Annotated in this window: 29 protein-coding genes and 2 pseudogenes; 21 read left to right on the top strand and 10 right to left on the bottom strand. The window is 64.1% G+C overall.

Annotation, left to right across the window (positions count from 1 at the left end):
* The first annotated feature begins 4 nt into the window (after window positions 1-4).
* The 13 genes from MF609_RS06700 (at window position 5) to MF609_RS06760 (ending at window position 11,586) form a co-directional block, all read left to right on the top strand.
* On the top strand, window positions 5-898 hold the full coding sequence (locus tag MF609_RS06700) for a baseplate assembly protein (RefSeq protein ID WP_242415521.1): 894 nt from the start codon (window positions 5-7) through the stop codon (window positions 896-898).
* A complete protein-coding gene (locus MF609_RS06705) occupies window positions 882-1,520 on the top strand; it encodes a phage tail protein I (protein WP_242415522.1) in 639 nt (212 codons plus the stop codon). Before MF609_RS06700 ends, MF609_RS06705 begins: the two co-directional genes overlap by 17 nt.
* The gene (locus MF609_RS06710; RefSeq protein WP_242415523.1) at window positions 1,520-2,605 is read left to right on the top strand and encodes a gp53-like domain-containing protein; all 1,086 of its coding nucleotides are present in this window, start codon (window positions 1,520-1,522) and stop codon (window positions 2,603-2,605) included. Before MF609_RS06705 ends, MF609_RS06710 begins: the two co-directional genes overlap by 1 nt.
* A 3-nt stretch (window positions 2,606-2,608) precedes the next feature.
* Complete coding sequence (locus MF609_RS06715) at window positions 2,609-4,324, top strand: hypothetical protein (protein WP_242415525.1); 1,716 nt, start codon at window positions 2,609-2,611, stop codon at window positions 4,322-4,324.
* A gap of 99 nt (window positions 4,325-4,423) precedes the next feature.
* Window positions 4,424-4,930, top strand: coding sequence for a phage baseplate assembly protein V (locus MF609_RS06720; RefSeq protein WP_242415526.1), 507 nt, complete (start codon window positions 4,424-4,426; stop codon window positions 4,928-4,930).
* On the top strand, window positions 4,927-5,280 hold the full coding sequence (locus MF609_RS06725; protein ID WP_242415528.1) for a GPW/gp25 family protein: 354 nt from the start codon (window positions 4,927-4,929) through the stop codon (window positions 5,278-5,280). The genes MF609_RS06720 and MF609_RS06725 overlap by 4 nt, the downstream gene beginning before the upstream one ends.
* 10 nt (window positions 5,281-5,290) lie before the next feature.
* The gene (locus MF609_RS06730; RefSeq protein WP_242415529.1) at window positions 5,291-6,475 is read left to right on the top strand and encodes a phage tail sheath subtilisin-like domain-containing protein; all 1,185 of its coding nucleotides are present in this window, start codon (window positions 5,291-5,293) and stop codon (window positions 6,473-6,475) included.
* Window positions 6,476-6,513: 38 nt separating this feature from the next.
* Window positions 6,514-7,023 (top strand): phage major tail tube protein, encoded by a 510-nt coding sequence (locus tag MF609_RS06735; protein WP_242415531.1) that lies wholly within the window; start codon window positions 6,514-6,516, stop codon window positions 7,021-7,023.
* A 53-nt stretch (window positions 7,024-7,076) separates the two neighbouring features.
* On the top strand, window positions 7,077-7,391 hold the full coding sequence (locus MF609_RS06740; RefSeq protein ID WP_242415533.1) for a phage tail assembly protein: 315 nt from the start codon (window positions 7,077-7,079) through the stop codon (window positions 7,389-7,391).
* An 8-nt stretch (window positions 7,392-7,399) separates the two neighbouring features.
* A complete protein-coding gene (locus MF609_RS06745) occupies window positions 7,400-7,525 on the top strand; it encodes a GpE family phage tail protein (RefSeq protein ID WP_242415534.1) in 126 nt (41 codons plus the stop codon).
* Between the two features lies 1 nt (window position 7,526).
* The gene (locus MF609_RS06750; protein WP_242415535.1) at window positions 7,527-10,175 is read left to right on the top strand and encodes a phage tail tape measure protein; all 2,649 of its coding nucleotides are present in this window, start codon (window positions 7,527-7,529) and stop codon (window positions 10,173-10,175) included.
* A complete protein-coding gene (locus tag MF609_RS06755; protein WP_242415536.1) occupies window positions 10,175-10,552 on the top strand; it encodes a phage tail protein in 378 nt (125 codons plus the stop codon). The genes MF609_RS06750 and MF609_RS06755 overlap by 1 nt, the downstream gene beginning before the upstream one ends.
* Entirely contained in the window at window positions 10,549-11,586 is a 1,038-nt protein-coding gene (locus tag MF609_RS06760; RefSeq protein WP_242415537.1) for a contractile injection system protein, VgrG/Pvc8 family, read from the top strand. The genes MF609_RS06755 and MF609_RS06760 overlap by 4 nt, the downstream gene beginning before the upstream one ends.
* A gap of 5 nt (window positions 11,587-11,591) precedes the next feature.
* On the opposite strand, the gene MF609_RS06765 is transcribed toward MF609_RS06760, so the two are convergent.
* The 3 genes from MF609_RS06765 to MF609_RS06775 all read right to left on the bottom strand — a co-directional run bounded on the left by MF609_RS06765 (window position 11,592) and on the right by MF609_RS06775 (window position 13,858).
* The gene (locus tag MF609_RS06765; protein ID WP_242415538.1) at window positions 11,592-13,076 is read right to left on the bottom strand and encodes a sensor domain-containing diguanylate cyclase; all 1,485 of its coding nucleotides are present in this window, start codon (window positions 13,074-13,076) and stop codon (window positions 11,592-11,594) included.
* 285 nt (window positions 13,077-13,361) lie between these two features.
* Window positions 13,362-13,655, bottom strand: coding sequence for a helix-turn-helix domain-containing protein (locus MF609_RS06770; RefSeq protein WP_242415539.1), 294 nt, complete (start codon window positions 13,653-13,655; stop codon window positions 13,362-13,364).
* Window positions 13,655-13,858 (bottom strand): hypothetical protein, encoded by a 204-nt coding sequence (locus tag MF609_RS06775; protein WP_242415540.1) that lies wholly within the window; start codon window positions 13,856-13,858, stop codon window positions 13,655-13,657. Before MF609_RS06775 ends, MF609_RS06770 begins: the two co-directional genes overlap by 1 nt.
* Here MF609_RS06775 and MF609_RS06780 point away from each other — a divergent pair.
* Both MF609_RS06780 and MF609_RS06785 read left to right on the top strand, forming a co-directional pair.
* Window positions 13,850-15,481: a methyl-accepting chemotaxis protein gene (locus tag MF609_RS06780; RefSeq protein WP_242415619.1), complete on the top strand. Its 1,632-nt coding sequence runs from the start codon at window positions 13,850-13,852 to the stop codon at window positions 15,479-15,481. The two genes, MF609_RS06775 and MF609_RS06780, sit on opposite strands and share 9 nt — an antisense overlap.
* A 59-nt stretch (window positions 15,482-15,540) precedes the next feature.
* The gene (locus tag MF609_RS06785) at window positions 15,541-16,164 is read left to right on the top strand and encodes an SOS response-associated peptidase family protein (protein ID WP_242415620.1); all 624 of its coding nucleotides are present in this window, start codon (window positions 15,541-15,543) and stop codon (window positions 16,162-16,164) included.
* A gap of 20 nt (window positions 16,165-16,184) precedes the next feature.
* Here MF609_RS06785 and MF609_RS06790 read toward each other — a convergent pair whose 3' ends face one another.
* Window positions 16,185-16,418, bottom strand: a complete 234-nt coding sequence (locus tag MF609_RS06790) for a hypothetical protein (protein ID WP_242415541.1) — start codon at window positions 16,416-16,418, stop codon at window positions 16,185-16,187.
* Between the two features lie 159 nt (window positions 16,419-16,577).
* Between MF609_RS06790 and MF609_RS06795 the strand changes: the two are divergent.
* A pseudogene (locus MF609_RS06795) lies at window positions 16,578-16,898 on the top strand (SOS response-associated peptidase family protein); the annotation flags it as partial.
* Here MF609_RS06795 and MF609_RS06800 read toward each other — a convergent pair.
* The 6 genes and pseudogenes from MF609_RS06800 to MF609_RS20045 form a co-directional block, all read right to left on the bottom strand.
* Window positions 16,895-17,338: a very short patch repair endonuclease gene (locus tag MF609_RS06800; protein WP_242415542.1), complete on the bottom strand. Its 444-nt coding sequence runs from the start codon at window positions 17,336-17,338 to the stop codon at window positions 16,895-16,897. The pseudogene MF609_RS06795 and the gene MF609_RS06800 sit on opposite strands and share 4 nt — an antisense overlap.
* Window positions 17,335-18,429, bottom strand: a complete 1,095-nt coding sequence (locus MF609_RS06805) for a DNA cytosine methyltransferase (protein WP_242415543.1) — start codon at window positions 18,427-18,429, stop codon at window positions 17,335-17,337. The genes MF609_RS06800 and MF609_RS06805 overlap by 4 nt, the downstream gene beginning before the upstream one ends.
* A gap of 698 nt (window positions 18,430-19,127) precedes the next feature.
* Entirely contained in the window at window positions 19,128-20,324 is a 1,197-nt protein-coding gene (locus MF609_RS06810) for a hypothetical protein (protein ID WP_242415544.1), read from the bottom strand.
* Between the two features lie 11 nt (window positions 20,325-20,335).
* Window positions 20,336-22,564, bottom strand: coding sequence for an ATP-binding protein (locus MF609_RS06815; protein WP_242415545.1), 2,229 nt, complete (start codon window positions 22,562-22,564; stop codon window positions 20,336-20,338).
* 28 nt (window positions 22,565-22,592) lie between these two features.
* Entirely contained in the window at window positions 22,593-23,072 is a 480-nt protein-coding gene (locus MF609_RS06820) for a S24 family peptidase (protein WP_242415546.1), read from the bottom strand.
* A 9-nt stretch (window positions 23,073-23,081) separates the two neighbouring features.
* Window positions 23,082-23,249: pseudogene (locus MF609_RS20045) on the bottom strand (helix-turn-helix domain-containing protein); the annotation flags it as partial.
* An 85-nt stretch (window positions 23,250-23,334) separates the two neighbouring features.
* On the opposite strand from MF609_RS20045, the gene MF609_RS06825 reads away from it, so the two are divergent.
* The 5 genes from MF609_RS06825 to MF609_RS19885 all read left to right on the top strand — a co-directional run bounded on the left by MF609_RS06825 (window position 23,335) and on the right by MF609_RS19885 (window position 25,255).
* Window positions 23,335-23,640 carry a transcriptional regulator gene (locus MF609_RS06825; protein WP_242415547.1) on the top strand — a complete coding sequence of 102 codons (306 nt, stop codon included), beginning with the start codon at window positions 23,335-23,337 and terminating at the stop codon, window positions 23,638-23,640.
* 112 nt (window positions 23,641-23,752) lie between these two features.
* The gene (locus tag MF609_RS06830; protein ID WP_242415548.1) at window positions 23,753-24,241 is read left to right on the top strand and encodes a hypothetical protein; all 489 of its coding nucleotides are present in this window, start codon (window positions 23,753-23,755) and stop codon (window positions 24,239-24,241) included.
* A complete protein-coding gene (locus MF609_RS06835; RefSeq protein WP_242415549.1) occupies window positions 24,238-24,561 on the top strand; it encodes an Ogr/Delta-like zinc finger protein in 324 nt (107 codons plus the stop codon). Before MF609_RS06830 ends, MF609_RS06835 begins: the two co-directional genes overlap by 4 nt.
* Before the next feature lie 107 nt (window positions 24,562-24,668).
* Window positions 24,669-25,127, top strand: a complete 459-nt coding sequence (locus MF609_RS06840; RefSeq protein WP_242415550.1) for a hypothetical protein — start codon at window positions 24,669-24,671, stop codon at window positions 25,125-25,127.
* Window positions 25,124-25,255, top strand: a complete 132-nt coding sequence (locus MF609_RS19885; protein WP_277991086.1) for a hypothetical protein — start codon at window positions 25,124-25,126, stop codon at window positions 25,253-25,255. Before MF609_RS06840 ends, MF609_RS19885 begins: the two co-directional genes overlap by 4 nt.
* Window positions 25,256-25,327 lie beyond the last annotated feature (72 nt).

Raw genomic sequence — 25,327 nt, forward strand, 5'->3', positions numbered from 1 at the left:
GGCGATGGACCTTGCCACCGCCTCCACCCCCGTCGACCTGTCGCGCCTGCCGCCGCCGCCGCTGGTCGCCCAGCCCGGATTCGACGCGATCGTCGCCGACCTGGTCACCGACGTGCAGGCCCAATTCCCCGACTTCGACGCGACGCTCGACAGCGAACCGATCGTCATGCTGCTGCAGGCCGCCGCCTATCGCATCATGCTGATGCGCGCCGAATTCAACGACGCGGCGCGCCAGCTGCTGCTGGCCTTCGCCACCGGCGCGCATCTCGACCATCTGGGCGCGCTCGTCGGCCTGCCCCGCCTGATCCTGACCCCCGCCGATCCGGTCACGGGCACCGCCGCCGTGATGGAGGGCGACGAAGCCTTTCGGCAGCGCATCGTCCTTGCCCCCGAAAGCTTCTCGGTCGCAGGGCCAGTGCTGGCCTATGTCGCCTTCGCCCGCCGCGCCGATGGCGACGTCGCCGACGCCAGCGTCGTCACCCCCGCCCCCGGTGAAGTCGTCGTGACGATCCTGTCGGCGCAGGGTGACGGCACCGCGCCGGCCGCGCTGCTCGACAAGGTCCGCGCGCAGGTCGACGACAAATCGGTGCGGCCCTTGACCGACGCGGTCACCGTCCAGTCGGCCACCATCCTGCCCTTCGCGATCGATGCGCGGGTGTGGACCTTCTCCGGCCCCGACGCCGCCCTCGTCCTCTCCGCCGGTCGCGCCACGCTCAACGCCTATATTGCCGAAAGCCGCAAGCTCGGCCGCGCGATCCGGCGCAGCGGCGTCGCCGGCGCGTTGCAGGTCGCCGGTGTCGAGCGGGTCGAGCTACCGGGCTGGGTCGATATCGTACCCGATAGCACGAAGGCGGCGCACTGCACCGCGATCACGGTGATCCATGCCGGATACGCCTAGCCTCCTTCCGCCCAATGCGACCCGCTTCGAACGCGCGGTGGAGCGCGCGCTTGCCCGCATGGCGGCGATCGAGACGCCCGTCGCGACGCTGATGGACCCGACGGCGATCGACGCCACCGTGCTGCCCTTCCTCGCGTGGCACCTGTCGATCGACCGGTGGGACGCCGACTGGAGCGAGGCGACCAAGCGCGCCGCCGTCGCCAGCGCCATCGCCGATCAGCGGCGCAAGGGCACGCCGGCCTCGGTCGAGGCGGTCCTCGCCGATTTCGACGATCTGCTGACGCTGGTCGAATGGCACCAGACGACACCGCGCGGTACGCCGCACACCTTCGACATGATCCTGCCCATCGGCAGCGCCGGCGGCACCCGCGCGACCGCCGCATTTGCCGAGCGGATCGTAGAAGAGGTCGCGCGCGTGAAGCCGGCGCGCAGCCACGGCACGCTGGTCCAGCGCGCGGCGTCCCTCGGCATCGCCGAGCTGCTGGGCGCTGGTAGCACCGCCGGCTTCGCCCGCCTCGATGCCGCTAGCGTCCACGATACCGGCGATATCTGGGCCCGCCTGCTGCAGACCGAACAGGGCGAGCCATTCGAAACGCAAACCGGTCAGTTGCTGGAGCATTGATGCCGCCGCTTGTCCTCACCCTCACCGATGCCGGCATCGCCGCGCTGCGCGCTGCCTCGGGTACCAATGCCATCGTCATCGCCCAGCTCGGCCTGTCCGCACGCGCGATCGTCGCCGCGCCGACGCTGACCGTGCTGCCCGACGAACACCGGCGGCTGTCGACTCTCTCTGGGGCAGCGGTTGATGACCGCACCATCCACCTGACCGCGCTCGACGACAGCGACGCGACCTACACCGTGCGCGCGATCGGCCTTTATCTCGCGACCGGTGTGCTGTTCGCGGTCTATGCCCAGCCCGACCCGATCTTCGAAAAGGCGCGCGTCGCGACCTATCTGCAGGCGATCGACCTGCGGCTGCAGGCGGGCGAAGCCGGCGTGATCCGCTTCGGCGACAGCAATTTCCTCTATCCGCCGGCGACCCAGTCGTCGCGCGGCGTCGCCGAGATCGCGACCGAAACGGAAGTCGACGCGGCAACCGACGATACGCGCATCGTCACCCCGCTCGGCCTTGCCCGCCGCATCGCCAGGCTGCTGATCGGCGCGACCCAGCTGGAGGCCGACGGCGGCGCCCGCACCGACCGCTACCTGACGCCCTTCTCGATCCGGCCGCTGCTCGACCGGGTGACCGCGATCTTCGCCCGGCGTATCAATACCGATGGTCTGGCGCTGGGCGGGCAATCGCTCGCCACCGACGTCACCATCTCGGTCCCGCCCGCCACGGCAGAGCAGCTGCGCAACGCCAGCGCCGGCAATGTCGCGGTCACCCCGGCCAGCTTCGGCGGCCTCGGCAATGTCATAGCGCCGACCGGCTCCTACGTCCTGCCCGGCGGTTTGGTTGGGAAGTGGGGCGGGCAACGCGGACGCGCCAATAGCGAGATCACCGTGCGGATCGACTTCGCCCAGCGCTTTCCCAACGGGTGCTTCCGCGTGCTGCTGACCCCGCGCATCGCCAGCGCCAACGCCAGCGACGACTATTTCTGCCAGCTCGTCGGCGATCCCGACGCGACCGGCTTCACCGTCCAGTATCAATCCGACGACGCCAATGGCGGCCTCGATGGATTCGACTGGCTTGCGATCGGATTCTGACCCTTGGCCAAGATCACCGACCTCAACGTCGCCACTGCCCTGACCGGCGACGAACATCTGCCGATCGTGCAGGGCGGCGCGACCAAGCGCGTCACCATGGCGGCGTTCCGCGCGCTGATCGTGCCTTTCTTGCAAAATTGGTACAGGGGCGATCCCGGCCCGACCGGCCCGTCGAATAACACCAGGACCACGATCGCCGCGCTGAAAGCCGCGTCGCCCAGCGACCTGACCAGCCTGTACGACGGCTCGCTCTGGGCATGGGTGCCCGGCGACCATAGCGCGCGCGCCGCCGACCCGGACGTCATCGCCGGGGACGGCATCGCGCTGACCACCGGCGCATGGCGACGCCGCTCGGCCGACCTGTTGAACGACAGCACCCGCACCTATGCCCCACGCGGCGATGAACATGCCGTCGCGATCAACGCCCTGCTGGCGCTGCCCGACGTCCGCACCGTGATCCTGCCCGCCGGCGTCCTGCCGATCGGGCAATCGATCATCGTGCCGGCCGGCAAGACGCTGAAGCTGCAGCCCGACACCATCCTGCGCGCGCTGCCCGACTTCGCCATGGTCAATAAGCTCAACGGCGGGGTGGTGCTCGCCGGATCGCGCGCCGCGATCGAGGGCGGCACGATCGACATGAACAAGCGCGGCTTGGGGATGGGCAGCGCCAATCGTTATAACGGCTGCATGGTGCTGAACGGGGCCCGCGACTGCCTGCGCACTGACCTGGTCGTGATGAACTGCACCGGCTACGCGGTCTATGACAGCGGCAACGACGACATGCAGTCGATGCCGTCGAGCAGCAATACCCGCGTCCGCACCTTCAATTCGCAGATTCATTTCGAACCGCAGGGCGCGGACGGCACCGTCTATACCGACTGCCACGCCGCCGATGGCGACGGCGATATCCCGTGCCTGTCGTGGTATCACCCGCTGGTCGGGTCGCGGAATATCCGCTTCGTGCGCTGCACCGCCTATGGCATCGCCGCCGCCGGCGTCGACATGACCGGCAATATCGCCCGCCTGCGCAATATCGAGCTGATCGACTGCGATATCGAGATGGCACCACAGGCCGCCACCGTCGCGTTGGCGGCGGCACCGGGCTGGCTCGGCGTCGACGGCCTCGTCGTGCGCGGCGGTCGGTACAAAACGACGTACATCGCCGCCGCGCTGTCCGGCTGCATCGGCACCATGACCGGCGTCCGCCTCGAAGGGGGGAACGCGCTGGAAGCGACCGACAGCGTCATCGACTGCGAAGGATGCCACGCCGTCGCCGGCAGCGATCCGCAGGGCACCATCATCGGTCGCGGCGTCCTGACCTATGGCAGCGGCCGGGTCCGCTGGAATGGTGGCTCCATCGTCGTCACCGGTCCGCCGGAGACGACGGCGACGATCGGCGACGTCCGCGTCGGCGCGGACACCCGCCTCATACCCGCGCTGCCGGCCGGCTTCGTTGCCCGCAATGAGCAGCTCGGCACCGCGACCTTCGAGGTCGACGGCGCGCACAGCTACGTTAATCTCTTCCCGGTCTACACGAACCTCGCCAAGGTCCACCTGTCGCTGTCGATCCGCCGCCTGACCGACGGCTATGGTCCCGGCCGCGCCGCGCCCGAGATTACATGGGTCGAGATCGAGAACGGCTTTATCCGCGTCCGCGTGACCGGCGTCGCCTATGGCAGCGACTATCGCCTGCACTGGCACCTGATCGAGGCTGCATGAGGCATGCATCCGCAATGGTAGAGTGCGTCTCTACCATTGCCGCCCCCGTGACGTGTCCCGGCGCGCGCGCATGGTCGCAGTGTGACCCAGCCTGTCGATATGCCCCGCCTGATTGGCGACCTGATCCGCGAAGGCGTCGTGATCGCGCGCACCGGCGCGCTGTGCCGCGTCCGCATCGGCGATATCGAAAGCGGCGACATTCCATGGCTCGCCGGCCGAGCGGGAAAGGCGACGATCTGGTCGCCGCCCTCGATCGGCGAGCAGGTGTTGGTCCTGTGCGGCGAAGGCGACCTCGCCCGTGCGATCGTGCTGCCCGGCCTTTTCTCCAACGCCCACCCCGCCCCGGCCGATAACGACAGCTTCCACGTCACCTTCGATGACGGCTGCTGGATCGGCTACGACCCGGCCAAGGGCGAAGCGATGGTCGCACTGGACGACGGCACCCGCCTGCAGGTCATCCCCGGCAAGGTCCGTATCGACGCGGATCTCGAAGTCACCGGCAAGGTCACCGCCGACGTCGACGTCATCGGCGGCGGCAAGAGTCTGAAGGGTCACGTCCACCTGCAGGTCCAGCCCGGCCAAGGGCTGTCGGGGGCACCCAAATGATCGGCATGGACCGCCACACCGGCCGCGCCTGCGCCGGCGCCGACCATCTGCGCCAGTCGATCGACACCATCATCGGCACGCCGATCGGTTCACGCGTCGGCCGCCGCGACTTCGGCAGCTACGTCCCTGAGCTGATCGACCAGCCACTTAACGTCGCCACCCGCTTGGCAGTGATCGCCGCCGGCGCGCTGGCGCTGCTGCGACAGGAGCCGCGCATCCGCGCGCAGCGGATCCTGTTCGACGTCACCGGCGCCGGTGCGGCCGAGTTGCGGATCATCGGCACCCGCCTCGACGGTCCGCGCCCCGCGCCGATCGACGTCACCACCACTCTCCGCCCTGCCCGCGCCTGAAAGGATCCTCATGGCCACCGCCTTCCACCACGGTATCACTGTCGCCGAATCCAAGACCACGTCGCGCCTGATCGCGACCATCGCCACCGCCTGCATTGGCTTGGTCGTGACCGCGCCGGCCGCCGACGCCACCGTCTTCCCGCTCGACAAGCCGGTGCTGATCGATGAGACGCCCGGCCATATCGACATGACCACCGCGCTGGCGAAGATCGGCGCGACCGGAACCGGCGCGAAGGTGCTGGCCGCCATCGCTTCCAAGGTCCGCGCCCCGGTCATCGTCGTGCGCGTTGCCCCCGGTGCCGACGCCACCGCGACCGCCGCCGCCGTCATCGGTACCAACGTCGCCGGCGTTCGCACCGGCCTGCAGGCGCTGCTGGCGGCCGAGGCACAGACCGGCATCCGCCCGCGCATCCTCGCCGCACCGGGGCTGGAAACGCAAGCCGTGACCGAGGCGATCGCCGCCGTCGGGGCGAAGCTGCGCGCGATGGCCTATGCCCGCGCGATCGGAGCTGACATCGCCGCCCTCGCCGCTTACCGGGCCGGCTTCACTCAGCGCGAGCTGATGCTGCTCTATCCGGACCTGAAGGTCACCGACGCGACCGGCGCGGTCGTGCCGAGCTTCGCCGCCGCCCATGCTGTCGGTATGCGCGCGCTGATCGACCAGACGCAGGGCTGGCACAAGACGCTGTCGAACGTCGCTATCCCCGGCGTGGTCGGCACCACCGCCGACGTCCCCTTCGACCTTCAGGATCCCGACGCCGACGCCAATCGGCTGAATGCCGATGAGGTTACCACGATCGTGCGCCTGAATGGCGAGCTGCGGTTCTGGGGTTCGCGCACCTGCTCGACCGACGCCGACTTCTATTTCGAAAGCGCGACCCGCACCGCGCACATCGTTGCCGACACGATCGCCAACGGCCTGATCTGGGCGATCGACAAGCCGCTGACGCCCGCGCTGGCGAAGGACATCGTGGAACTGTGCAACCAGAAGTTCCGGGCGATGACGCAGGCGGGCGAGATCCTCGGCGCGACCGCCTGGTTCGATCCGACCCGGAACCCGGTCACCGACCTGAAGGCGGGGAAGCTCGGCATTCGCTACCGCTACACGCCGGTCCCGCCACTCGAACACCTGCACCTGTCGCAGGAAGTCACCGACGAATTTCTCGCGGACTTCGCCACGCTGGTCGCGGCCTGATCCGCCTCGCGTCCTGACCTAACCCCCGGAGTATCCCCATGGCCCTTGGCGAAAAGTTCAAACAGTCCGACCTCTACATCGACAGCCGCTGGTGCGCCGAGCATGTCTCGGTGACCTTGCCCAAGGTCACCCGCAAGTTCGAGGACTACCGTCCCGGCGGCCTCAACCGTCCGGTCAAGGTCGATATGGGCGGCGAGGCGCTGGAGGCGGAGTACGCCTGCGGCGGTTGGGTCCGCGACATCATCAACGGGTTCGGCTCGATATCGATCGAGGCCCAGCGCATGCGGTTCGTGGCGTCCATGCAGGACGATGCGACCGGCAAGGTTCATAGCTGGGAAGCCGTCATCGGCGGCCGGCATGAAGAGATCGACATGGGCGAGTCGAAGCCCGGCGACGATACCGAGATGAAGGGCAAGATCGCGGTCGCATTCTACGCGCTGTACCGCGACGGCGAGGAGCTCATCTACATCGACGTCCTCGGCATGATCGAACGCTACGGCGGTCGCGACATCATGGCCGAGCATCGCGCCGCCCTCGGCCGCTTCTGATCCCCGCGTACCGGCCACTCGCCGGGGCCGCTCCCCTTACGAAAGCTTGACCCATGACCGAACCCAAAGCCCGCGTGCTGGTCCTCGAAAACGACATCGTCGTCGGCACCGACAAGCCCCACAAGGCGGGTGACCGCATCACCATTCGCAAGCCCGGTGCCGGCGAGCTGCGCGGCCTCTCGATCAATCCGCTGATCCAGGGCGACTATAATTCGCTCGAAACGCTCGCCCCGCGGATTACCACCCCGATCCTGCAAAAGGCGCATGTCGCGGCGATGGACCCGGCCGACTTCACGTCGTTCGGCGGGGAGGTGCTCGATTTTTTGCTGCCGACGGCCGCGAAGCAGGCGGTCTACCAGGACGAGTAGAACCCATCATGGCGGACATCTGGCTGATCCTTCGCGGCCAGCCCGACCTGCAGGCGATGTCCGCCATGTCGTTGCCTGAGCTGATGGACTGGCACCACCTCGCGATCGAGCGCGCGCCCAAGAAGGAAAAATAGAATGGCCGATCGCGAACTGAAGCTGCGCGTTCTGTTCGACGCGGCCGACCGGCTCAACAAGCCGCTGCGCGCCATGGCCGGCGGATCGCGCGCGGCGGCACTGGCGCTGAAGGGCACGCGCGAGGAACTGAACCGGGTCAACGATGCGCAAGGGCAGCTGAACAGCTTCACCACCCTTCGCGCCGGAATGCGCCAATCCGCTACCGCCGTCCGCGAGGCCGAACAGCGCGTCGCCGCACTCGGTCGCGAGATTGCCCAGACGGCCAAGCCGAGCCGCGCCCTGCAGCGCGACTTCGCCCAGGCGACCCGCACCGCCGAGCAACTCGCCGAGAGCCACCGCCACGACGTCGCCCAACTGCGCGAACTGCGCACCGTCCTGCAGGCCGCCGGCGCGAACACCCGTGACCTGGCCCGCTACGAAAACGATCTTGCCCGTCGCGCGGCCGAAACGACGCGGGTCATGGAGGACCAGTCCCGCACGCTGGAGCGGGCGAGCAACCGCGAACGCCGTATCGGCGACGCGCGGACCCGCTTCAACCGCACGTCCGCGACCGCCACCAACATCGCCGGCGCGGGCATGGCGGCGGGCGCTACCGCTGTCTCCGCGGCGGCGCCGCTGGTCGCTTCGGCAAAGGTCGCCATGGATCTCGAAGAGGGCATGGCCGGGGTCGCCAAGGTCACCGGCCTCGCGTCCGACCAGATCGGGCTGATGCGAGCCAGCATCGTGGACCTGTCTACCCAAATCCCGATGACCGCGACCGACCTTTCGCAGATCGCTGCCGCCGCCGGCGCTGCGGGCGTCGGCGCCGCCAAGGCGGGTGTATCTCTCGCCCAGCGCCGCAAGGAGCTGGTTGAGTTCACCGGCGACGCCGCCCGCATGGGTATCGCCTTCGACATGTCGGCAGAGGATGCCGGCAGCACCATGGCGAAGTGGCGACAGGCGTTCACCATGACGCAACCGCAGGTCGTGGAACTGGGCGACCGCATCAACGCGCTGACCAACCGCTTCGGCGGTCAGGCGGGCGCGGTTTCGGGTGTCATCACCCGCGTCGGTGCGCTCGGCGACGTCGCGGGTGTCGCCGCTCCTCAGATCGCGGCCATGGCATCGTCGCTCAACTCCATCGGTATCGAGGAGGATGTCGCCGCTACGGGCATCAAGGCAATCCTGCTGACGCTGAACAAGGGTACGTCAGCGACCAAGAGCCAACAGACCGCGATGAAGGAGCTGGGGTTGGACGCCGTGAAGCTTTCGAAGGCGATGCAGGTCGACGGCAGCGGCACGATAGTCGACGTCCTGGAGCGCATCCGCAAGCTGCCAAAGGATCAGCAGGCGGCCAACCTCAGCGAGCTTTTCGGCACCGAATCCGTCGGCGCCATCGCACCGCTGCTGACCAATCTTGATGCTCTGAAGGAACGACTTCAGCTGGTCGGCGACCGGAGCAAATATTCCGGTTCGATGATGGGCGAGTTCCTGTCGCGCATCAATACGACCAAGGGCGCAACGGACCTTGCCGCCAACGGCCTGCAGGCGGTCAATCTGGAGCTGGGTCAACAGCTGCTACCGCATGTCAAGGCCGCCGCCCAATATACCGCCGGGCTTGCCGGGAGGATGCGGGCGTGGGCCAAGGAAAACCCCGGTCTTGCCAAGGGTATCATCTACGTCGCCGGCGGTGCTGCGGGACTTTTCGCGCTGTTCGCTGCCGGCGCGATTGTCATCGCCGCGCTCATGGCACCCTTCGCCGCGCTGTCATTCGCCTCCACGGCGCTCGGCATCAAGTTCGGCGCGTCGATGATGACGATCGGCAAGGGGCTGCTCTATCCGATCCGCTTCATCCCCATGCTGGGAAAGGCGTTCATCTCGCTCGCCTTCACGATCGCCCGCGCCGGCCTGGTCCTACTCGCCAATCCCATGACGTGGATCATCCTCGGCATCGTCGCGGCGGTCGCCCTGCTCGCCTATGGCGCGTACAAGCTGTACCAGAATTGGGACGGCGTGGTTGCATGGTTCGGCAACCTCTGGAGCGGCATCAAGGGCTTCTTCAGCAGCGGTATCGCCAACATCACCGCAACCCTTCTGGGATGGACGCCGCTCGGCATCTTCTACCGCGTGCTGCAGCCGGTGCTGGGCTATTTCGGCATCCAGCTCCCCGCCAAATTCTCCGACTTCGGCCGCATGCTGATTACCGGCCTCATCAACGGCATCACCGCCCGCTTCGCTGCGCTGAAAGCCACGGTGTCGGGGGTGGCAACGTCGGTGATGGGCTGGTTCCGAAAGCCGGTGCAGATTAACTCACCTTCCCGCGTCTTCGCGCGCTACGGCGGGTATTTGATGGAGGGCCTCGGCAACGGCATCGATCGCGGTGCCGGCGGCCCCCTCGATCGCATCGCGCGCGTATCGCGCGAGCTGACGGGCGCGATGGCGCTCGGCGCGGCCACGCCAGCGCCGGCGAGTGGCGCAGCTCCGAACGGTCCTGTCGTCGGCGCTGACGGAGGCTTCTCCACCATGACCGTCACCATCCACATCAACGGCGCGGACCGCGCGCCGGGTGAGGTCGGGCGCGAGGTAGAGGAAGCGCTTGAGCGCATTGAGGCGCGCCGCCGCGCCGCCGCCTATTCGTCCTTCGCCGACCGCCCCGACTGGAACGTCTGATGCTCATGTCGCTGGGGCTGTTCCCCTTCTCGCTGCCGACCCTCGCCCATGATGACCTGTCGCGCCGCACCGCATGGCGGCACGCCACCGCGTCGCGGATCGGGGCGCGCGACGCGGTCCAGTATGTGGGACCGGGCGAAGAGTCGGTCAGCATCGGCGGCACCGCCCATGCCGAGCTGACCGATGGCCGCGCCTGCCTCGATCAGCTGCGCGACATGGCCGCGACCGGACAGGCATGGCCGCTGGTCGACGGCGCGGGCACCGTCTTCGGGGCTTTCGTCATCCAGACGCTGGACGAAAAGCATAAGGCGCTTTTCCCCGACGGCACTCCGCGCGCGATCGAATTCTCGCTAGAACTGCTGCGGGTCGACGAATGAGCAATATCCCCGACTTCCGCGTCGAGGTGAACGGCCTCGACATCACGCCGGTCCTGCGCGAGGCCCGCCCGGGCCCACGCACCGTCGACCGCCCCCGCACCCGGCTGATCTCGCTCGGCCTGACCGACAAGCGGGGCAGCGACGCCGACCAGCTCGACCTGGTCATCGACGACAGCGACGGCGGTGTCGAGCTTCCCCCGACCGGCGCGACCATCCGCGTCTCACTGGGCTGGCGGTCCGGTCCCGACGTAACCCCCGGCCTGGTCGACATGGGCACCTACATCGTCGACGACGTCGGCCACAGCGGCCCGCCCGATCAGATCACTATCCGCGCCCGCGCCGCCGACTTTACCGGCGCGATGCGCGTCCGGCGGGAGCGCAGCTGGCACGGCACGACGCTGGGCACGATTGTCGCCGATGTCGCCAGGGCGCATGGCCTCAAGCCCCGCTGCGCATCGGCTCTGGCGTCGATCGCGGTCACGGCAAAGGCACAGAGCCGGGAAAGCGACTTGGCCTTCCTGCGCCGCCTCGGGGCCGACCACGACGCCGTCGCGACGATCAAGGATGGCAATCTGATCCTCAAGCCCGTCGCCGACCGCGCCACCGTGTCGGGCAAGGCGCTGCCGGCGGTCGCCATCCGTCGGCGCGACGGCGATCGGCACGACTACCAGGTGCAAAAGCAGGAGGAGGCGACCGGCGTCTCGGCCGACTGGCACGACCGCGCCAGCGCGAAGAAACGGACCGTCACCGCCGGCAAGGCCGAGGGCGCGCGCAAGCTGTCCCGCACCTATGCCAGCGAGGCCGACGCCCGCGCTGCGGCGAAGGCGGAGGCCGGCCGAGCCTCCCGCCAGCCCCGTACCCTGTCGCTCTCGCTGGCGCTCGGCCGCCCCGATCTGAAGCCGGAGACGCCGATCACGGTCTCAGGTTTCAAGGCGGCTATCGATGCGCAGCGCTGGGTACTGGCGGAGGTCACCCACACGCTGGGCGACCGGGGCTTCGCGACCGGGTTGAAGCTGGAAAGCCCGTTGATTTAGTGGCTCTACGCGGGAAGAACCTCGACGTCGCCGGCATGGTGTATCAGCCTGCCGATGCCGGCGATCGCGCCGGAACCACGCTGCATGCGCTTGGCCCGGTACAACGCCTCGTCAGCTTCCTTCAGCAGCGACGAACGATCGACGTGCCGGGCGTCGTGGGAGCAGGCACCAATCGTGGCTGTCACCTCGATCGAGCGCTCCCCCGCCGGGACGGAATAACGCAGTTCGGCAAGCAATCGCCCGATCGCCTGTTCGATTTCGTCCGGGCTACGACGACCGCGCAGCACCACGACGAATTCGTCCCCGCCTAACCGGCCGACGAAGTGATCGCCCAGATACTGCGCGGCCTTCAGCTTCGCTGCCATCACCAGCAGGACTTCGTCGCCCTTGGCGTGACCCAGCTGATCGTTGACCTCCTTGAAATGATCGAGGTCGATGATCGCAAGGGTGAGCGACGATCCATCCGACATACGCTGCAGCGTCGCTTCGATCTCTTCGTTGAAGGCCCGGCGACTGGGGATGCCCGTCAGTTCGTCGGTTCGGGCGACCGCGACCAACCGACGCTCGAAATGATAGCGATCGGTGATGTCCTGGATGACGCCTATCAACGCCACCGGCATTCCGTCGCGAAGGTCTACCTCGCCCAACGTTCGTACCCGGCGCGATTGGCCTTGAACGTCCGTGAAGTTCAGTTCGAGATCCCACGCAATGCCGTCCCGGATGCATCGGTCCAGCGCCTCCTGCAGTTTTGCCCGATCTTCGTCCGGATAGAACAGCATGGCGTTCGCCAGATGCTCTGCCGTACCGGGTTCGATCCCGTGAATGGCATAGGTTTCGTCCGACCAGCGAACGGCGCCACTCTCCAGATCAAGCCGCCACGAACCGATCCGCGCCATCCGTTCGGCGTGTTGCAACACCTTATGCGTTCGCGCCATCTCTTCCAGCGCGTCCTGCCGCTCGAACGCCAGCTGTAGATTCTGGCGACTGGTACGCCGCGCCTCCAGCAACGCATCGACGACGGTCGCCATGCCGGCCAATGCGGTCAGCGATTGTGCCGACGGCGCGCGCGGCCGGTCGTCGATGACGCAGAGCGTGCCGATGGGTAGCGGCGGACCACCCTTCGACGCAGCGGCGCGAAGGGGCACGCCGGCGTAGAACCGCACGAACGGCTCGCCGACGACCAGCGGATTGGTGACAAACCGGGGATCCTGATGCGTGTCGCGGATTACCAACAGCTCGTTGGCCGCGATCGCATGCGTACAAAAGGAGATATCGCGCGGCGTTTCGTTCGCCTGCAAACCGCACGTCGATAGGAACCATTGACGATTGATGTCGACCAGCGACACGTACGCGCTCTTGCATCGGAACAGCAACTGGGCGCCCGCGACGATCGCGTCGATGGCCGCTTCGGAGGGCTGGTCCAGAATGTCCAAAGCACGCAGCGCCTCGATCCGCGCCGTCTCGTCCATCGTTTCGCTATTGTCGAACATGCGCGACCGTACCGTTGCCGATATTGGCGTATCGTTAACGGTACTACACTGAAATGGCGAGAAAAACGCTGCCGCGCCCTGTCCTTCTCAACCCGCTGCCCGAATGCTCCAGCGCCGCTCGGCGTATAAAATCCTATCGCTTTGACTTCGGCCAGGCGTCGAACATCGGACGTTGGATCGGACAGTGCTTGCCGCGCATGTCGTGCGCCTTCGCCTTCCGTCGTTCCTCCGTTTGTCGCTTCAACGCCTCGGTAACAAACCGGCGACTTGCATCTGCATCGTCGGTCATTCGACGATAAGCTCGGCCGGGATCGACGCCTTCAGGTCGCCCGCACTCACACACCACGCCCGGGCCAGCGCGTCGATCTCCGCCAGTGATACACGATCCCGATGGCATAGCGTCAGCAACCGCTGCTGCGGAATGCCGGTTGTCCGCGACAATCGATCGACCGGCGTCGCCTTCTGCGTCAGCCAAGCCTGAAACCACCACGTCCCCGTCGCGATGCTCCGCGCCACCGGATGGCTATCGGACCAGCTGTCCAGATACACCGGCAGCGGCCGCTCTCCCTTCCGTCGCATTACAACAGCGCGTCCAGCGCCAGCTGTTCGCCGGGCGATGCCAGGACGGACCGGACCTGGCGCGCTGCGTCTACCGATTGCCGGTACTGCACCGTCCCGTGCCGTTCGGCGTCGTCAAAGCCCAGGCGGGCCCAGTCGTCCGATGGATAGCAGGCGTCGTACACCGCGCGCGCGGCGGCGCGCATTTGGGGATCGTGATGCATCCCTTCGCTCCCTTTGATCTCGAATCGCCGTCCATGCGGCCGGCACTAAAAATAGAACAATACAGGAACATACCGCAAGGGTTTGCGACGGACAGCCGCGCCACGCACACATTACGAAGCGTGAAGTTCCCCACATTCGCCGGATCGCCCGCCTCCGTCCGATACAGTACGCACTTCCAAATAACCGACGCCCGGGACGTGGGCGTTAAGATTTCGTTGTCGAATTGCGCCCACTTGCCCTGCTCGATTTATACGATTTGGCAGGAACAACCGCTCATGGTCCGCTGGTTCAAGGCAGATGCCCCGATCCGGGTAAAGTTCGTCGCCCTAACGCTGCTGGCCGGTGCGCTGGCCTCGATACCGCTCGTGGCCGCGCTGCTATGGGGCGGCGCTCCGAACGGCGCTGTGATGATGGTGTCGGCAGCACTTGCCGCGCAAGTTTCGATCTGTGCACTCCTTCTGATCGCGCGCAAGCTCATCTGCGATCCCTACGTTACCACCGTTGTCCGGATGGAGGCGCTGGCGGCCGGCGAGTTCACTGAGCAAATCCCTTTTTCCAACTATCGCGACTGTGTTGGTCGCATGTCGCGCGCGATGGTGACGTTCCGCGACAATGGCGTGCGGCTCGCGTCCGCCTCCGACGCGCAGCAGCTCGTCGTCACGTCGCTGGGCGAAGGGCTCGACCGGTTGGCCGGCAACGACCTCAGCCACCGCATCGACACCGATTTCCCCGGAGAGACCGATCGCCTTCGCCAGGACTATAACCGCGCGATGGCGGCGGTGGCCGAAGCACTGAACGCGGTCGCCGCGGTCAGCGAAAATATCCATGCGGGCGCGTTCGACATCAGCCGTGCGTCCGACGACCTGTCGCAACGCACAGAGCAACAGGCCGCCAGCCTCGAAGAAACCGCCGCCGCCATGGATCAAATCACCGGCATGGTCCGCCAGTCGGCGACCGGCGCGGCACAGGCGAAGACGATCGTCGCACTGGCCCGCGACGAAGCGGAGCAGTCCGGCACCGTCGTCAGCCGCGCGATCGACGCAATGGACGCCATCGAACGCGCGTCGAACGAAATCGGTGAGATCATCAGCGTGATTGACGGTATCGCGTTTCAGACCAACCTGCTCGCACTGAACGCCGGCGTGGAGGCCGCGCGCGCGGGCGACGCGGGCAAGGGCTTTGCCGTCGTCGCCAGCGAGGTCCGCGCCCTCGCCCAGCGATCGGCCGACGCCGCCCGCGACGTGAAGATGCGCATTACCGCGTCGGGGGAGCAGGTCAGCACCGGCGTCGCGCTGGTCAACGAAACCGGCGACGCACTCACGCGGATCGTCGGCCGCATCGGCGAAGTCAGCACGCTGGTCCACGGCATCGCCGAAACATCGGGGCAACAGGCCAGCGGCTTGCAGCAGGTCAACGCCGCCGTGTCGGAAATGGACGGCGTGACCCAACGCAACGCGGCGATGGTCGAACAGGTCACCGCCGCCGCGCGGACGCTGGCTGGCCACGCCGATCAGCTTGCGGCGCAGGTCGGGCGCTTCAACCTCCCTCGCGATCCGGTCCACGCCGCCGGTGCCGCTAACGCCCCGATCTATGTCGATTTTCAGCGTGGTCGGGTTGCCTGATCGGCCATCGCGCTCGACCCGACTGGTTGGCGGGCGCCGCCTCGCCTATCTTCTTCGGCATGTGCAATCGAGCGCGCTTTGACGGCGAACCCACCACCCTGTTCGGATCGGCGAAGAAGCTGTTTTCCGAACGCCCGCGCGACAACCGGTTCAACCCGAAGGAGCTGCGGCCGAAGGGGCGCGCCTATGTCATCCGCGAACAGGATGGCGAGCGCGCGTGGGACGTGATGGCGTGGGACGTGCTCGGCGGTCAGGCGGCGTGGCCGATGACCAATGTCCGCAACCTGAAGCTGCCCCAGTGGCGCAAGCTGGCGGCGGACCCGGCGAACCGCTGCCTGATCCCGCTGACCGAGTTTTGCGAATGGACGCCGGACAAGCACGACCTGGGCGACGGCAAGCCGCCGCTGAAGGGCGAGATGTGGTTCGGCGTGACCGATCAGCCGACCTTTGCCGTCGCCGGCTTCTGGCAGGCGACGGCCGAGGGCAACGGCTTCACCATGGTCACCTGCGATCCGAACGCGCTGGTCGCGCCGATCCATCCGAAGGCGATGATTACCATCCTGCGACCGGAGGATTGCGACACTTGGTTGCGGGCGTCGTACGACGAAATCGTCCAGCTGCAGCGGCCCTATTCGGCTGATCGCATGACGGTCAAAGGGCCTGTCTTCCCGACCCGCGGCTGACGCTCGGCCGGCCCGATCGTTCAGTTCGATCGTCCTTTGCCGTGCTGCAATTCGCTCATGATGCCCATCAGCGACGTCCGGCCTAGTTCCAATGCCACCGCCCGGCCGAACTGCCGTTCCCACGCCACGAGCGCCGCCCGGACAAGGCCGATGCCGGCGTCCTCGTGCAACAACTCCCTCGCGACATCCGCCAAGGTGATACTCCGGCTAGCAATCAGCGCATCTCGTTCGAACTCTTCCTGCTCGCCGGTCACTTGTGCCCCAAAAACTAATCTGAATTAGCAATATAACCATCATCCTAGGCGGGCGTTCTGTGCCGTTTTGTACTGTCCTACAAATAAGTGAGCCGATTCCGTGTCGTGTTGCCACCTAGAACCCGTTCTCACGGGTGAAGATGCGCGCGCGAAGGCTGGGACAAGCACGACCTTGGCGACGGCAAGGCGCCGCTGAAGAGGAGTATGTGGTTCAGCGTGACCGATCCGCCGACCTTTGAAGTTGCCGGCTTCTGGCAGTCGACGGCCGAGGGCAACGGCTTCACCATGGTCACCTGCGATCCGAACAAGCGGGTCGCGCCGATCCATCCGATGGCGATGATTACCATCTTGCGGCCCGAGGATTGCGACGCGTGGTTGCAGGGAAGTTATGACGATGTGATGGCGTTGCAGCAGCCCTATGATGCGTCGACAATGACCATGCGCGGCCCAGTGTTTCCGACGCGCAGACACTCGAACTAGCGATCGCTGCTGGGCTGGTCCGCCGCCTTCGCCAGCGCCTCGGTGAGTTGGACCCGCAAGTCGTCGATCGACTTCGTCTCGCACTCCCAGACAGTTACCACCATCCAACCGGCGGAAGAAAGATCGGCGACGTTGCGTTCGTCTCGTGCGACGTTCGCGTCGAATTTTGCTTGCCAGAAGTCGGCACGCGTCTTTGGCGTGCTCGCCTTCCTGCACCCCGGGTGACGATGCCAGAAGCACCCATGGACGAAGATCGCAGTCCGAAACTTCGGCAGGACGATATCCGGTCGTCCGGGGAGGTCCTTACGGTGCAACCGAAATCTATATCCCAGCTTATGCAGAAGCCTCCGGACGACCAGTTCCGGTTTCGTGTCCTTGCCCTTCACCCGCCGCATCAGTTCGGAGCGAGCGGGATCGACTAGGACTTCGCTTCCTTTCATCCGTTTGAATGTGAGGCCAAATGATTGCGAACTGATCTAGCGATCACACGGCCCAACGTAACAGGCACCGCATTTCCGATGAGCCGACCTACCGTCCGCATGGAAATTGGCTCATCGGGCGCTAGGAACTCGTAGTCGCGAGGGAACGATTGAAGCATAGCTCCTTCGCGCAACGAGATCGCTCGATCCTGCTCCGGATGACCGAACCGGCCGTTTCCGAAGCCGTAAAACAGTGTCGTGATTGTGGGAGATGGCTCGTCCCATTTCATACGACCATAAACCGAGCGATAGGTCTTTCCGCTCTCCGATTGATGGCATTTCGCAATCAGCTCAGGCGCCCAGTCACTCCAGCTCCCGCCCGGTCGAGATGAGCGAATACGTTTCATATTTATGGGATCAAGCCTGCTCGCACGGTGCAGACGGTCGTTCGGATCGACGGTCCCGGCGAGCAGCGGCGGCAGGTCGCCGATCTCTTCTTTCACTGTCCGCTTGGGCAGATCGGCAACGGGGGGGGCGAGTTCGATCGGTCCTAGCTTGGATGCCAGCAGAACCAATCGCTTTCGCATCTGAGGAAGGCCATAATCGGCTACTGCAACGATGGCACGATGATGATGATACCCTTTTCGGGCAAGTGCCTCCTCGAACTCCCCGATCAGCCGCCCCCCGTTGAAGTCGGCCAGTTTGGGCACGTTCTCCATCGAAACTACGTCTGGCTCACATTCGGCAATCAACTCCGCGAACTTACCGACAAGTCCGTACTTCGCCTTCCCGCGGCCCTTCTGATTATAGGTGGAGAAGGGCTGGCAGGGTGCGCAACCGACCAAGACCCTACGCCCCGTGTCAGGAAATAATCCGCGCAAATCTGTACCGGAAAGCTGGTCAACGTCTCGCTTTAAGAAACGCGAAGCGTTGTTGCGCTCGAAGGGATACTTACACGCTGGATCTAGATCGATCCCGGCCGCAATTGCGAACCCCTCGTTTCGAAACCCGTGTGCCAGACCGCCGGCGCCGCAAAAAAGGTCAACGACCGACGCTACGGCAGGTCCGAACATCGCTGGCGGCTGGTAAAATGGAGATGGTTCGGAAGTCATCCCGCCTAATCGTTCGAACGTCAGCGCTTTGCAAGCCGGTGAACCCTCTCCAGCCCTGATCGAAGCAACCCATTTCGCTGCGCGGCTGGATCGGCAAGAAGGTCGGCCCGGATCCGTCGGAAATCATCGAGACCGTAGAGCGCCAGCACTAGGCATAACAGTAACTCTGTCGCATTGTCGGCGGCTAATGGCCAAGTAGGGTCCGTATCCACGACATCCATAGCAAACGGGTCAGGGACGCCCTTCTCTCCCATAGATTGGCATGGTTGAGAGTGATAATAGCCGTGCTTGGTCCCCTGTGTTTCAGGTGGCTCGAAACGGTAGCCCAAGAATTGGGGAACTTTATCACAGGGTAGGAGCGGCCGCGGATGAGGCCAGGACATGCGCCAAGCTCCGTAGTAGAACTTGCACATTGGAATAGCGCCCTCCGGGCGGAAATCCCATTTGTACCAGAGCGCTGCGGCATCCCCACCTCGTTTAGGTGGAGCGAGCCAAATTACATGGCGAGGTTCGAAATGTGAGTGTGGGTCGGCATTGTGCAAATTAGCCATCACGACGTCACCGACATCGGTATAGCGATCCATAACGGGCCGTAGCTTGTTGTGAATGGTGCGGTGCCTCCGCGCTGCCACCAAGCCACGGGTACGTAGGCTGCGTAAGACTACGGCAATTGCGTCCTGCTCCGATGCCATGCCGAATTAAGCCTCGGCGAACGCAAGACGTCGACGAGGCGCATACTCCACACCTTCGACGATTTTTACGTAACGGCGGTCGAAAAAGTTGTGGAAACCAGCCCGAAAATCCGTTGCATCTTCGCGAGGCACGAAACGCGACACGTCTTCGCAAAATACCATATCAGGCAAACTTTCGTAGTCGAACTCCTCTCGAAGAGTATCAACTAAATCCAAACCTTCAATGCAAGACCACCAGAACGTTGCCTTACCAATCCATTCTACCGATCGCCTAAACTCACCTTTCTCACGGATTTCTGGGCAAATCGCTCCAGCACCAAGATCTAGAAGAGCGTTCCAGTCTTCTATCGTCGATGGTACGCCGTGCTCTTTATTCGCAACATACGGAAGGCGAACCAAAAGATGGGGTACGTCAATTAAAACGTCTTGCGGCCCAACAATCGTTCGAGATACCCATTTCGCTAATCGAGAAACGGCGGTTCGTGCAGCATTCGCAGGCTTGCCGTCAGCAAGCTTTTCAAGATCTTTCTTTTCCGTGAGATGTTGCAAAAATTCCGCCACGGTTGTCTGCGCTAGTTCGTCCGGTTTTTGGGTAGCAGGGCTGATAAAGGCGAACGCCGAATCGGCAAGTCGATCGATCGCAGCATTCGGCATTTGCAAGAAATCGACGATCGAAGTTCCCATTCCTCGCTTAGTCAATTCTTCCGCCAAAGCCCGGCGAGATTCCGTTATTTTCTCGATACAATCCCAATGCCACGGATGAAACTCTCCGCTTACAGCAGTGGACCAGAGGGCAGGACAACCAGCAAGCGATGAATCAATATTTACGTCCGCATAACTCTCCAAATGACCTTTCATAGTCAAATCAAAACCTATGCCTGGATACTGATTCATTACAATGATGTATCCGCAATCAGAATACATTCTTGCAAGTCGCGCAACCTCCTCGCCTGTATGCCTTGCATCCTTATCGATCAATGTTAGATCGTAATCCACTATAAGGACATCCGCCTCGTCGACCTGGCTTGGCGCCCAGTCAGTCTCGCCCGTCTCACGGAACGAGTGACGACGGTTTAAGAGGGACTTCAACTGAGCTTTGTCATCGTTCAGTTGCGATACGTTCTCGGCGCCCACAACGTTTCCGATGGCCTCCACCCAATCTTGACGAGGCGCATACTCGTCATCGCAAACTACGATCTTCACAGGAATTCCCCTTATCCTCGCCAACGCATCTCAAACGTCGTACTCCAGCCTGGCTCTGGCTGGACGAAGCCGACCGTGCAGCCACGTTGGTCCGCAATCATGCGCACAATGGTTAGACCAAGCCCCATCCCACCTAAAGCCAGCGCTCGCCGCTCGGTGGACACCCCCTGTTCGCGTTCGAACGGAGCAAAGAAACGATCCGCTCGCGAAAGATCGATTCCGTTTCCTAAATCGCTTATTCGGAGGACAGACCATCGCCCTTCTCGATGACCCGCTATCAACTGCCGAGCTACTCGCGTATCAATCATAGCGTTTGCAGCGTTCAATACAACGTTCTGAACCAATGCATACCATTCGGCGAAGGTAGCAGAAGGTAGTGTAAGATCTTTTGCAACGTCGACATCGAACGAAATATGTTCGACGAGTGGAGCAATGCCTCGCAAAGTTTCCCGAACCACATTCGCTGCATTCAACGGCTCAACGGCGTCACGGTCTTCGGCATCCAACAAAGGCGCGAATAGTTTTCGGCTATCGTCAAAACGTTGAAGCCAGCCTTCCAAGTTGCCCGCAATACCCTCGAGTTCTTTGTTTTCTGTACGGGTCGCAACTCTTCGCAACGCGCGAATGTGTGAACGGGCGATCCTGACCTCTTTTATATTCTCATGTTCCATCGCCAACGCCGCCATACCTGCTGACGCTAGCGGACCGAGAAGGCTCCGCGCGGCCTCGTCGGCAGCCGACTGCTGCTCGACGGTAGTGTCCAACCGTTGGATTTCGGCGCTTAATTCTAGAATGGTATCGTCTTGAGGAAACCGCTCCACCGCCTCATGGATGAGTTGATCGATTTTCCGCAGTCGTACCGCAGCGCTCTCCAAGGGGCGCGCAATATCAGTTGTCCTTGCTGCTTTAATGCGTTGACGTGTGGCATAATAGTCGAGCGACCTACGGACGACCGTTCGCAGTTGTTGCGAGGCGCTATTATCGACTAGCCTATCACGCGTAACCAGTATCTTTAGGTAATCACCGGTTTCTGCTTGGTCTTCAGTTGCGGCTCTAGCCTCTTGGCCGGTATCGATGGCGACCACACCTAGCAACCGTCCTTGCGAGGGTAGATCGTTTAGAGCACGCTGAACGTGCATCGAATCCGGCAGCAATGCCGATTTTACCTTACGGTGCGAATGGTCATATTCAATGCCAAGCCAATCGCTCTGGATGCCGTAATATGGCAATCGGAAGCCTGCATCAAACATCATCACGCCGAACTGCTGGAAATATTCTCGAGCTAATTGCACGGGAATATTCCCCGCTTGCCTACCAGAGAGATTGTAAACTCGAATTTGCCACTTGGCTGACGATAAGAAAGCAGGAGTATCAACGAAACTCTGGGAGTATTCTTCGTCATCCCCGAACCGCACGGTAACGTGAGATTCCAAATTTGACCCCACGCGCAAGGCCTCGCCAGTTATTACGGCATGAGCATTGGCCATCGCAGCCTGCATCTGAGTCGCGAAACTTTCATCCAAGCCTTCCAAATCAGTTGAGAAACCGATTTGGAAGTCCTGAGAAGGACGGTCTCCGGAACGAGTACGTCCAAAATTTGGTATCGGGGATTGGAGCATCCACAACTGCTGCCCTAGTTGTTCGACCGCCTCCTTACCCCAATCGTGCTTTAGATTCTCCATTACGACGGTAGTCCCCGTCGCACTCTCTTCAGGAAAAATCGTTCTTGCTTGGCTTTCGATCTTTACCATTGCAGTCGCTTCGGTAAGCTCGCGCATCTGTACGGCGGCATCCCAGTCGACCAGCGCATGAAGCGGCTGATCGCTTGAGTTCTCCGCCGACGTAATCAACTGCATTTTATGCGCTAGAAATTGCGCAGACAGACGCCCAACACCCTTGGATCCTGAGACATTTCGTCCGAATAGACGACTGCGTCCGTGCCGCTGCTTATTTTGCGTGCCTATGCGCATCCAGTGATCTCGAAACTCGGACGGTTCCATTCCGTGACCGTTATCGGAAACCGTAATCCGATTTTTCTCGAGCCTAATTGTGCAACGCGTCGCATCCGCGTCGTACGCGTTCTTTACCAATTCCGCCAAGGCGACATGCGGAGCACCGACGAGGCGTTCTCCAAGTTCTCGAATCAAAGCCGAGTCTGCTTGGAATGCAACCGGTTCGTAGCCGCTTGCCGCTTTCTCTTCCTCGTACGTGCCAAGCGTTTGCACACTTTCGTCGCTCAACCGACGTTCCTTTCGTAGACGGCTGTCGTCACATCCGTCGCCCTACGAACACGACCTTCCCGATCACGTGCACCTCGTCCGCCGTTGCGACGTCATTACCGACGTCGGGATTGGGCGAAAGCAAGCGTACCTCGTTCCCACGGACTCGGACGCGCTTGATGGTATGCATGCCGCTGATCGCCAGCGCCCAGATCTGATCGTCGCGGCCGATTGTTCGCTGCGATCGGTCGATAATTACCAGATCACCATGGTTGATGACCGGCTGCATCGAGTCGCCGACCCCGCGTGTGACGAAGAGGTTGGTCGACGGGCTTTCGCTCATAGCCTCCATAAGGAGGCGCGGCATCTTGTGGACCTGAACCGATACTGGCGTGTCGCCATACGCAGCGCCGAGGCCGTAATCGAGATCGACCTCTTCGAGCGGGACTAGATCGAGCTGTTCGGCAAGAGCCTCTGCACTCGGAAACGGCACCGCGCCTTCGGTCGGATCGTCTGTCTCCCCGGACAAGTAGGAAGGCGATGTCCCTAGCTCTCGCGCGATTTTGTGGAGGTGTGCGGACCCATACGCACCGCCCGACGCCAGCTTATGGATCGCAGATTGGGATACACCAACGCGCCGAGCCAATTCAGACTGGCTCAAACCCCTCTCAGCGAGGAGTTTTCGGAATCGGTCAGCGTTAAACACGCTACCTAGCTACACCTCTGGTTGTAGAGCGCACGTCCACATTAGTAATTGCCTCCCCTTCAACCAAGGTTGTAGTTCTACATCCATGGTGCATCCCGCTAGTCCGTTCGAAGCCTTGTCCGCTGCTGTCCTGCGAAGCGGGTCTCAATCCGCGTTTGCGCGCATTTGCGGGGTGTCGCAGACGGCCGTCTGGAAATGGTTGCAATCGGGCAAGCGACTTCCCGCCGAACATGTGCTGACCGTCGAACGTGAAACGGGCATCTCCAAGCATCTCCTTCGTCCTGACCTATACCCTTCGTCGGGTGCCGACTGCCCCAGCGACGTAGACCTTGGCGCGGCGCCGGTCGTCTGCAATCGCCGCGCCCTTTCCATCCACGGGCGGCCGGCGTGAGGGCGTTGATCGTCCTGCTCGCGCTTGCCGCCTGCGCGCCGCCCTCGCCCGCCGATGGGTGTGCGCGGCGCTCGCCCCCTTGGTCCACTGCCGATTGCCGGAGCGCTGCCCGATGACCCGTCCCCGTACGCCCAACACCAGCGGCCATGCCGTGCTGCGCATCGCGGCGCGACTTGGCGGATTCGCCGCCGCCGCCGCCGTCGCGCGCCGGTCCGAACGTTGCGTGCGCGACTGGAGCGACGAGGCGACGCCGAGCTGCCCGAGCTGGGCGCAGGCGGTGGCGCTCGACGCGGCCTATCGCGCCGCCGGGGGTGAAGGCGCGCCGCTGTACGAGGCGTATGGGGCGCAGCTCGACCTGCGCTTCAACGACCTGACCGCATGTCATGCCGCGCTCGCCACGAACCTTGCCGATGCTTCGCGCGAATGGGGCGAGGCGATCGGCGCTGCCACGCTGCTGGCGGTGCCGGGCTTCTCGCCCAATCAGGCGCTGACCGCCGATATCGAACTGGATCAGGCAGAGACGCGGCTGAAGGGCCTGCGCCGCTTGGTCAAACGCTTTCTCCCCGGCGCCGTGCCGGGGAAACCGGGGGGTGCCCAGTGAAGAAGCAACGTCCGCCGCTCGTCCCGTGTCCGCATTGCGGCACGCGGGCGATCATCCGTTCGTCCGAACAGATCAGCCCGCTGGTGCGCGAGGCGGATTATCGCTGCGACAACATCGCCTGCGGCCATACCTTCGTGGTCGAGCTGGCGATCGTGCGCACCATCGTGCCCAGCGCCTGTCCGCGCGCCGGCATCCACCTGCCGCGCGGCAACCCGAACCTTGGGCCGCGCCGCGCGCCGGTGCCCGCCAACGACGATACCCGGTCGCCCGCGAATGATCCCGGCCCGCTGACCCCGGCGGCCACCGACATGAGCGGCTGACCTTACGCGGCCCGCGCGCCGCCTTCCCCTTTCCCTGATCGCGTGCCCCGACGGCTTCACCCCCGCCGCCGGGACCGCCCCCGCCTTGCCTGAACCGGAGACGCCCGATGTACCTCAATCACGACTTCGCCCCAGCGACCCGCCGCGCCCCGCTGCCGCGCATCCGCGATGATAGGCCGATGACGCCGGGTGGTTACATCCGACTGCGCCGTATCTCGACCGGCCTGTCTCAGCATGATGTCGCCCAGCGAATGGCCGCGCTCTGCATCCACTTGAACGAACGTAAAGCGGGCCAGCGTATGCCCGATCTCGTCGCGGACATGCTGGCCGAGCTGCGGCGAATCGAGCAGCCCGAAACTGTCGCCGAGCGACCCGAAACGATCGCCCGTCTCGCTGCCGTTCTCCCGATCGACGCCGACGTCTATTGGCAGCTGGCGGACTACGCGCCCGATCTCCACCCGCGCGTTTGTCGCGGCTGCGGCACCTCGGCCCACGATCACGATGCGCCGCGCTGGGCAACGCGCACCAGCTGCGAGCGCTGCGATCCCGCCGGGGACGGTCTGTGAGCGCGCCGACCTCCCGCAAGGCCCGCGCGCTGCGCATCGCGGGCCTCGTCGTCTCCGTTGCGATCGCCCTGCTGTTCGTGCCGATCCTGATCGCCAAGACGCTCGCCGACGCGAAGGGGGCGCGTTGATGCCCGCCGCGCCCGCAATGGTAGAGACGCTCTCTACGACCCCGCTCGCTTGCCCGGTTGCCGTACCCGGCA

The sequence above is a fragment of the Sphingomonas panni genome, from assembly GCF_022664435.1.
Lineage (GTDB): Bacteria > Pseudomonadota > Alphaproteobacteria > Sphingomonadales > Sphingomonadaceae > Sphingomonas > Sphingomonas panni.

What these genes read in the sequence shown, in the direction of transcription:
- MF609_RS06830 (WP_242415548.1), top strand. Translation starts at nt 23,753, where the DNA reads ATGACCCGTCCCCGTACGCCCAACACCAGCGGCCATGCCGTGCTGCGC.
- MF609_RS06785 (WP_242415620.1), top strand. Translation starts at nt 15,541, where the DNA reads ATGTGCAATCGAGCGCGCTTTGACGGCGAACCCACCACCCTGTTCGGA.
- MF609_RS06725 (WP_242415528.1), top strand. Translation starts at nt 4,927, where the DNA reads ATGATCGGCATGGACCGCCACACCGGCCGCGCCTGCGCCGGCGCCGAC.
- MF609_RS06805 (WP_242415543.1), bottom strand. Translation starts at nt 18,429, where the DNA reads ATGACTTCCGAACCATCTCCATTTTACCAGCCGCCAGCGATGTTCGGA.
- MF609_RS06740 (WP_242415533.1), top strand. Translation starts at nt 7,077, where the DNA reads ATGACCGAACCCAAAGCCCGCGTGCTGGTCCTCGAAAACGACATCGTC.
- MF609_RS06770 (WP_242415539.1), bottom strand. Translation starts at nt 13,655, where the DNA reads ATGCGACGGAAGGGAGAGCGGCCGCTGCCGGTGTATCTGGACAGCTGG.
- MF609_RS06825 (WP_242415547.1), top strand. Translation starts at nt 23,335, where the DNA reads ATGGTGCATCCCGCTAGTCCGTTCGAAGCCTTGTCCGCTGCTGTCCTG.
- MF609_RS06720 (WP_242415526.1), top strand. Translation starts at nt 4,424, where the DNA reads ATGCCCCGCCTGATTGGCGACCTGATCCGCGAAGGCGTCGTGATCGCG.
- MF609_RS06705 (WP_242415522.1), top strand. Translation starts at nt 882, where the DNA reads ATGCCGGATACGCCTAGCCTCCTTCCGCCCAATGCGACCCGCTTCGAA.
- MF609_RS06775 (WP_242415540.1), bottom strand. Translation starts at nt 13,858, where the DNA reads ATGCATCACGATCCCCAAATGCGCGCCGCCGCGCGCGCGGTGTACGAC.
- MF609_RS06765 (WP_242415538.1), bottom strand. Translation starts at nt 13,076, where the DNA reads ATGTTCGACAATAGCGAAACGATGGACGAGACGGCGCGGATCGAGGCG.
- MF609_RS06710 (WP_242415523.1), top strand. Translation starts at nt 1,520, where the DNA reads ATGCCGCCGCTTGTCCTCACCCTCACCGATGCCGGCATCGCCGCGCTG.
- MF609_RS06760 (WP_242415537.1), top strand. Translation starts at nt 10,549, where the DNA reads ATGAGCAATATCCCCGACTTCCGCGTCGAGGTGAACGGCCTCGACATC.
- MF609_RS06700 (WP_242415521.1), top strand. Translation starts at nt 5, where the DNA reads ATGGACCTTGCCACCGCCTCCACCCCCGTCGACCTGTCGCGCCTGCCG.
- MF609_RS06735 (WP_242415531.1), top strand. Translation starts at nt 6,514, where the DNA reads ATGGCCCTTGGCGAAAAGTTCAAACAGTCCGACCTCTACATCGACAGC.
- MF609_RS06730 (WP_242415529.1), top strand. Translation starts at nt 5,291, where the DNA reads ATGGCCACCGCCTTCCACCACGGTATCACTGTCGCCGAATCCAAGACC.
- MF609_RS06800 (WP_242415542.1), bottom strand. Translation starts at nt 17,338, where the DNA reads ATGAAAGGAAGCGAAGTCCTAGTCGATCCCGCTCGCTCCGAACTGATG.
- MF609_RS06745 (WP_242415534.1), top strand. Translation starts at nt 7,400, where the DNA reads ATGGCGGACATCTGGCTGATCCTTCGCGGCCAGCCCGACCTGCAGGCG.
- MF609_RS06750 (WP_242415535.1), top strand. Translation starts at nt 7,527, where the DNA reads ATGGCCGATCGCGAACTGAAGCTGCGCGTTCTGTTCGACGCGGCCGAC.
- MF609_RS06755 (WP_242415536.1), top strand. Translation starts at nt 10,175, where the DNA reads ATGCTCATGTCGCTGGGGCTGTTCCCCTTCTCGCTGCCGACCCTCGCC.
- MF609_RS06840 (WP_242415550.1), top strand. Translation starts at nt 24,669, where the DNA reads ATGTACCTCAATCACGACTTCGCCCCAGCGACCCGCCGCGCCCCGCTG.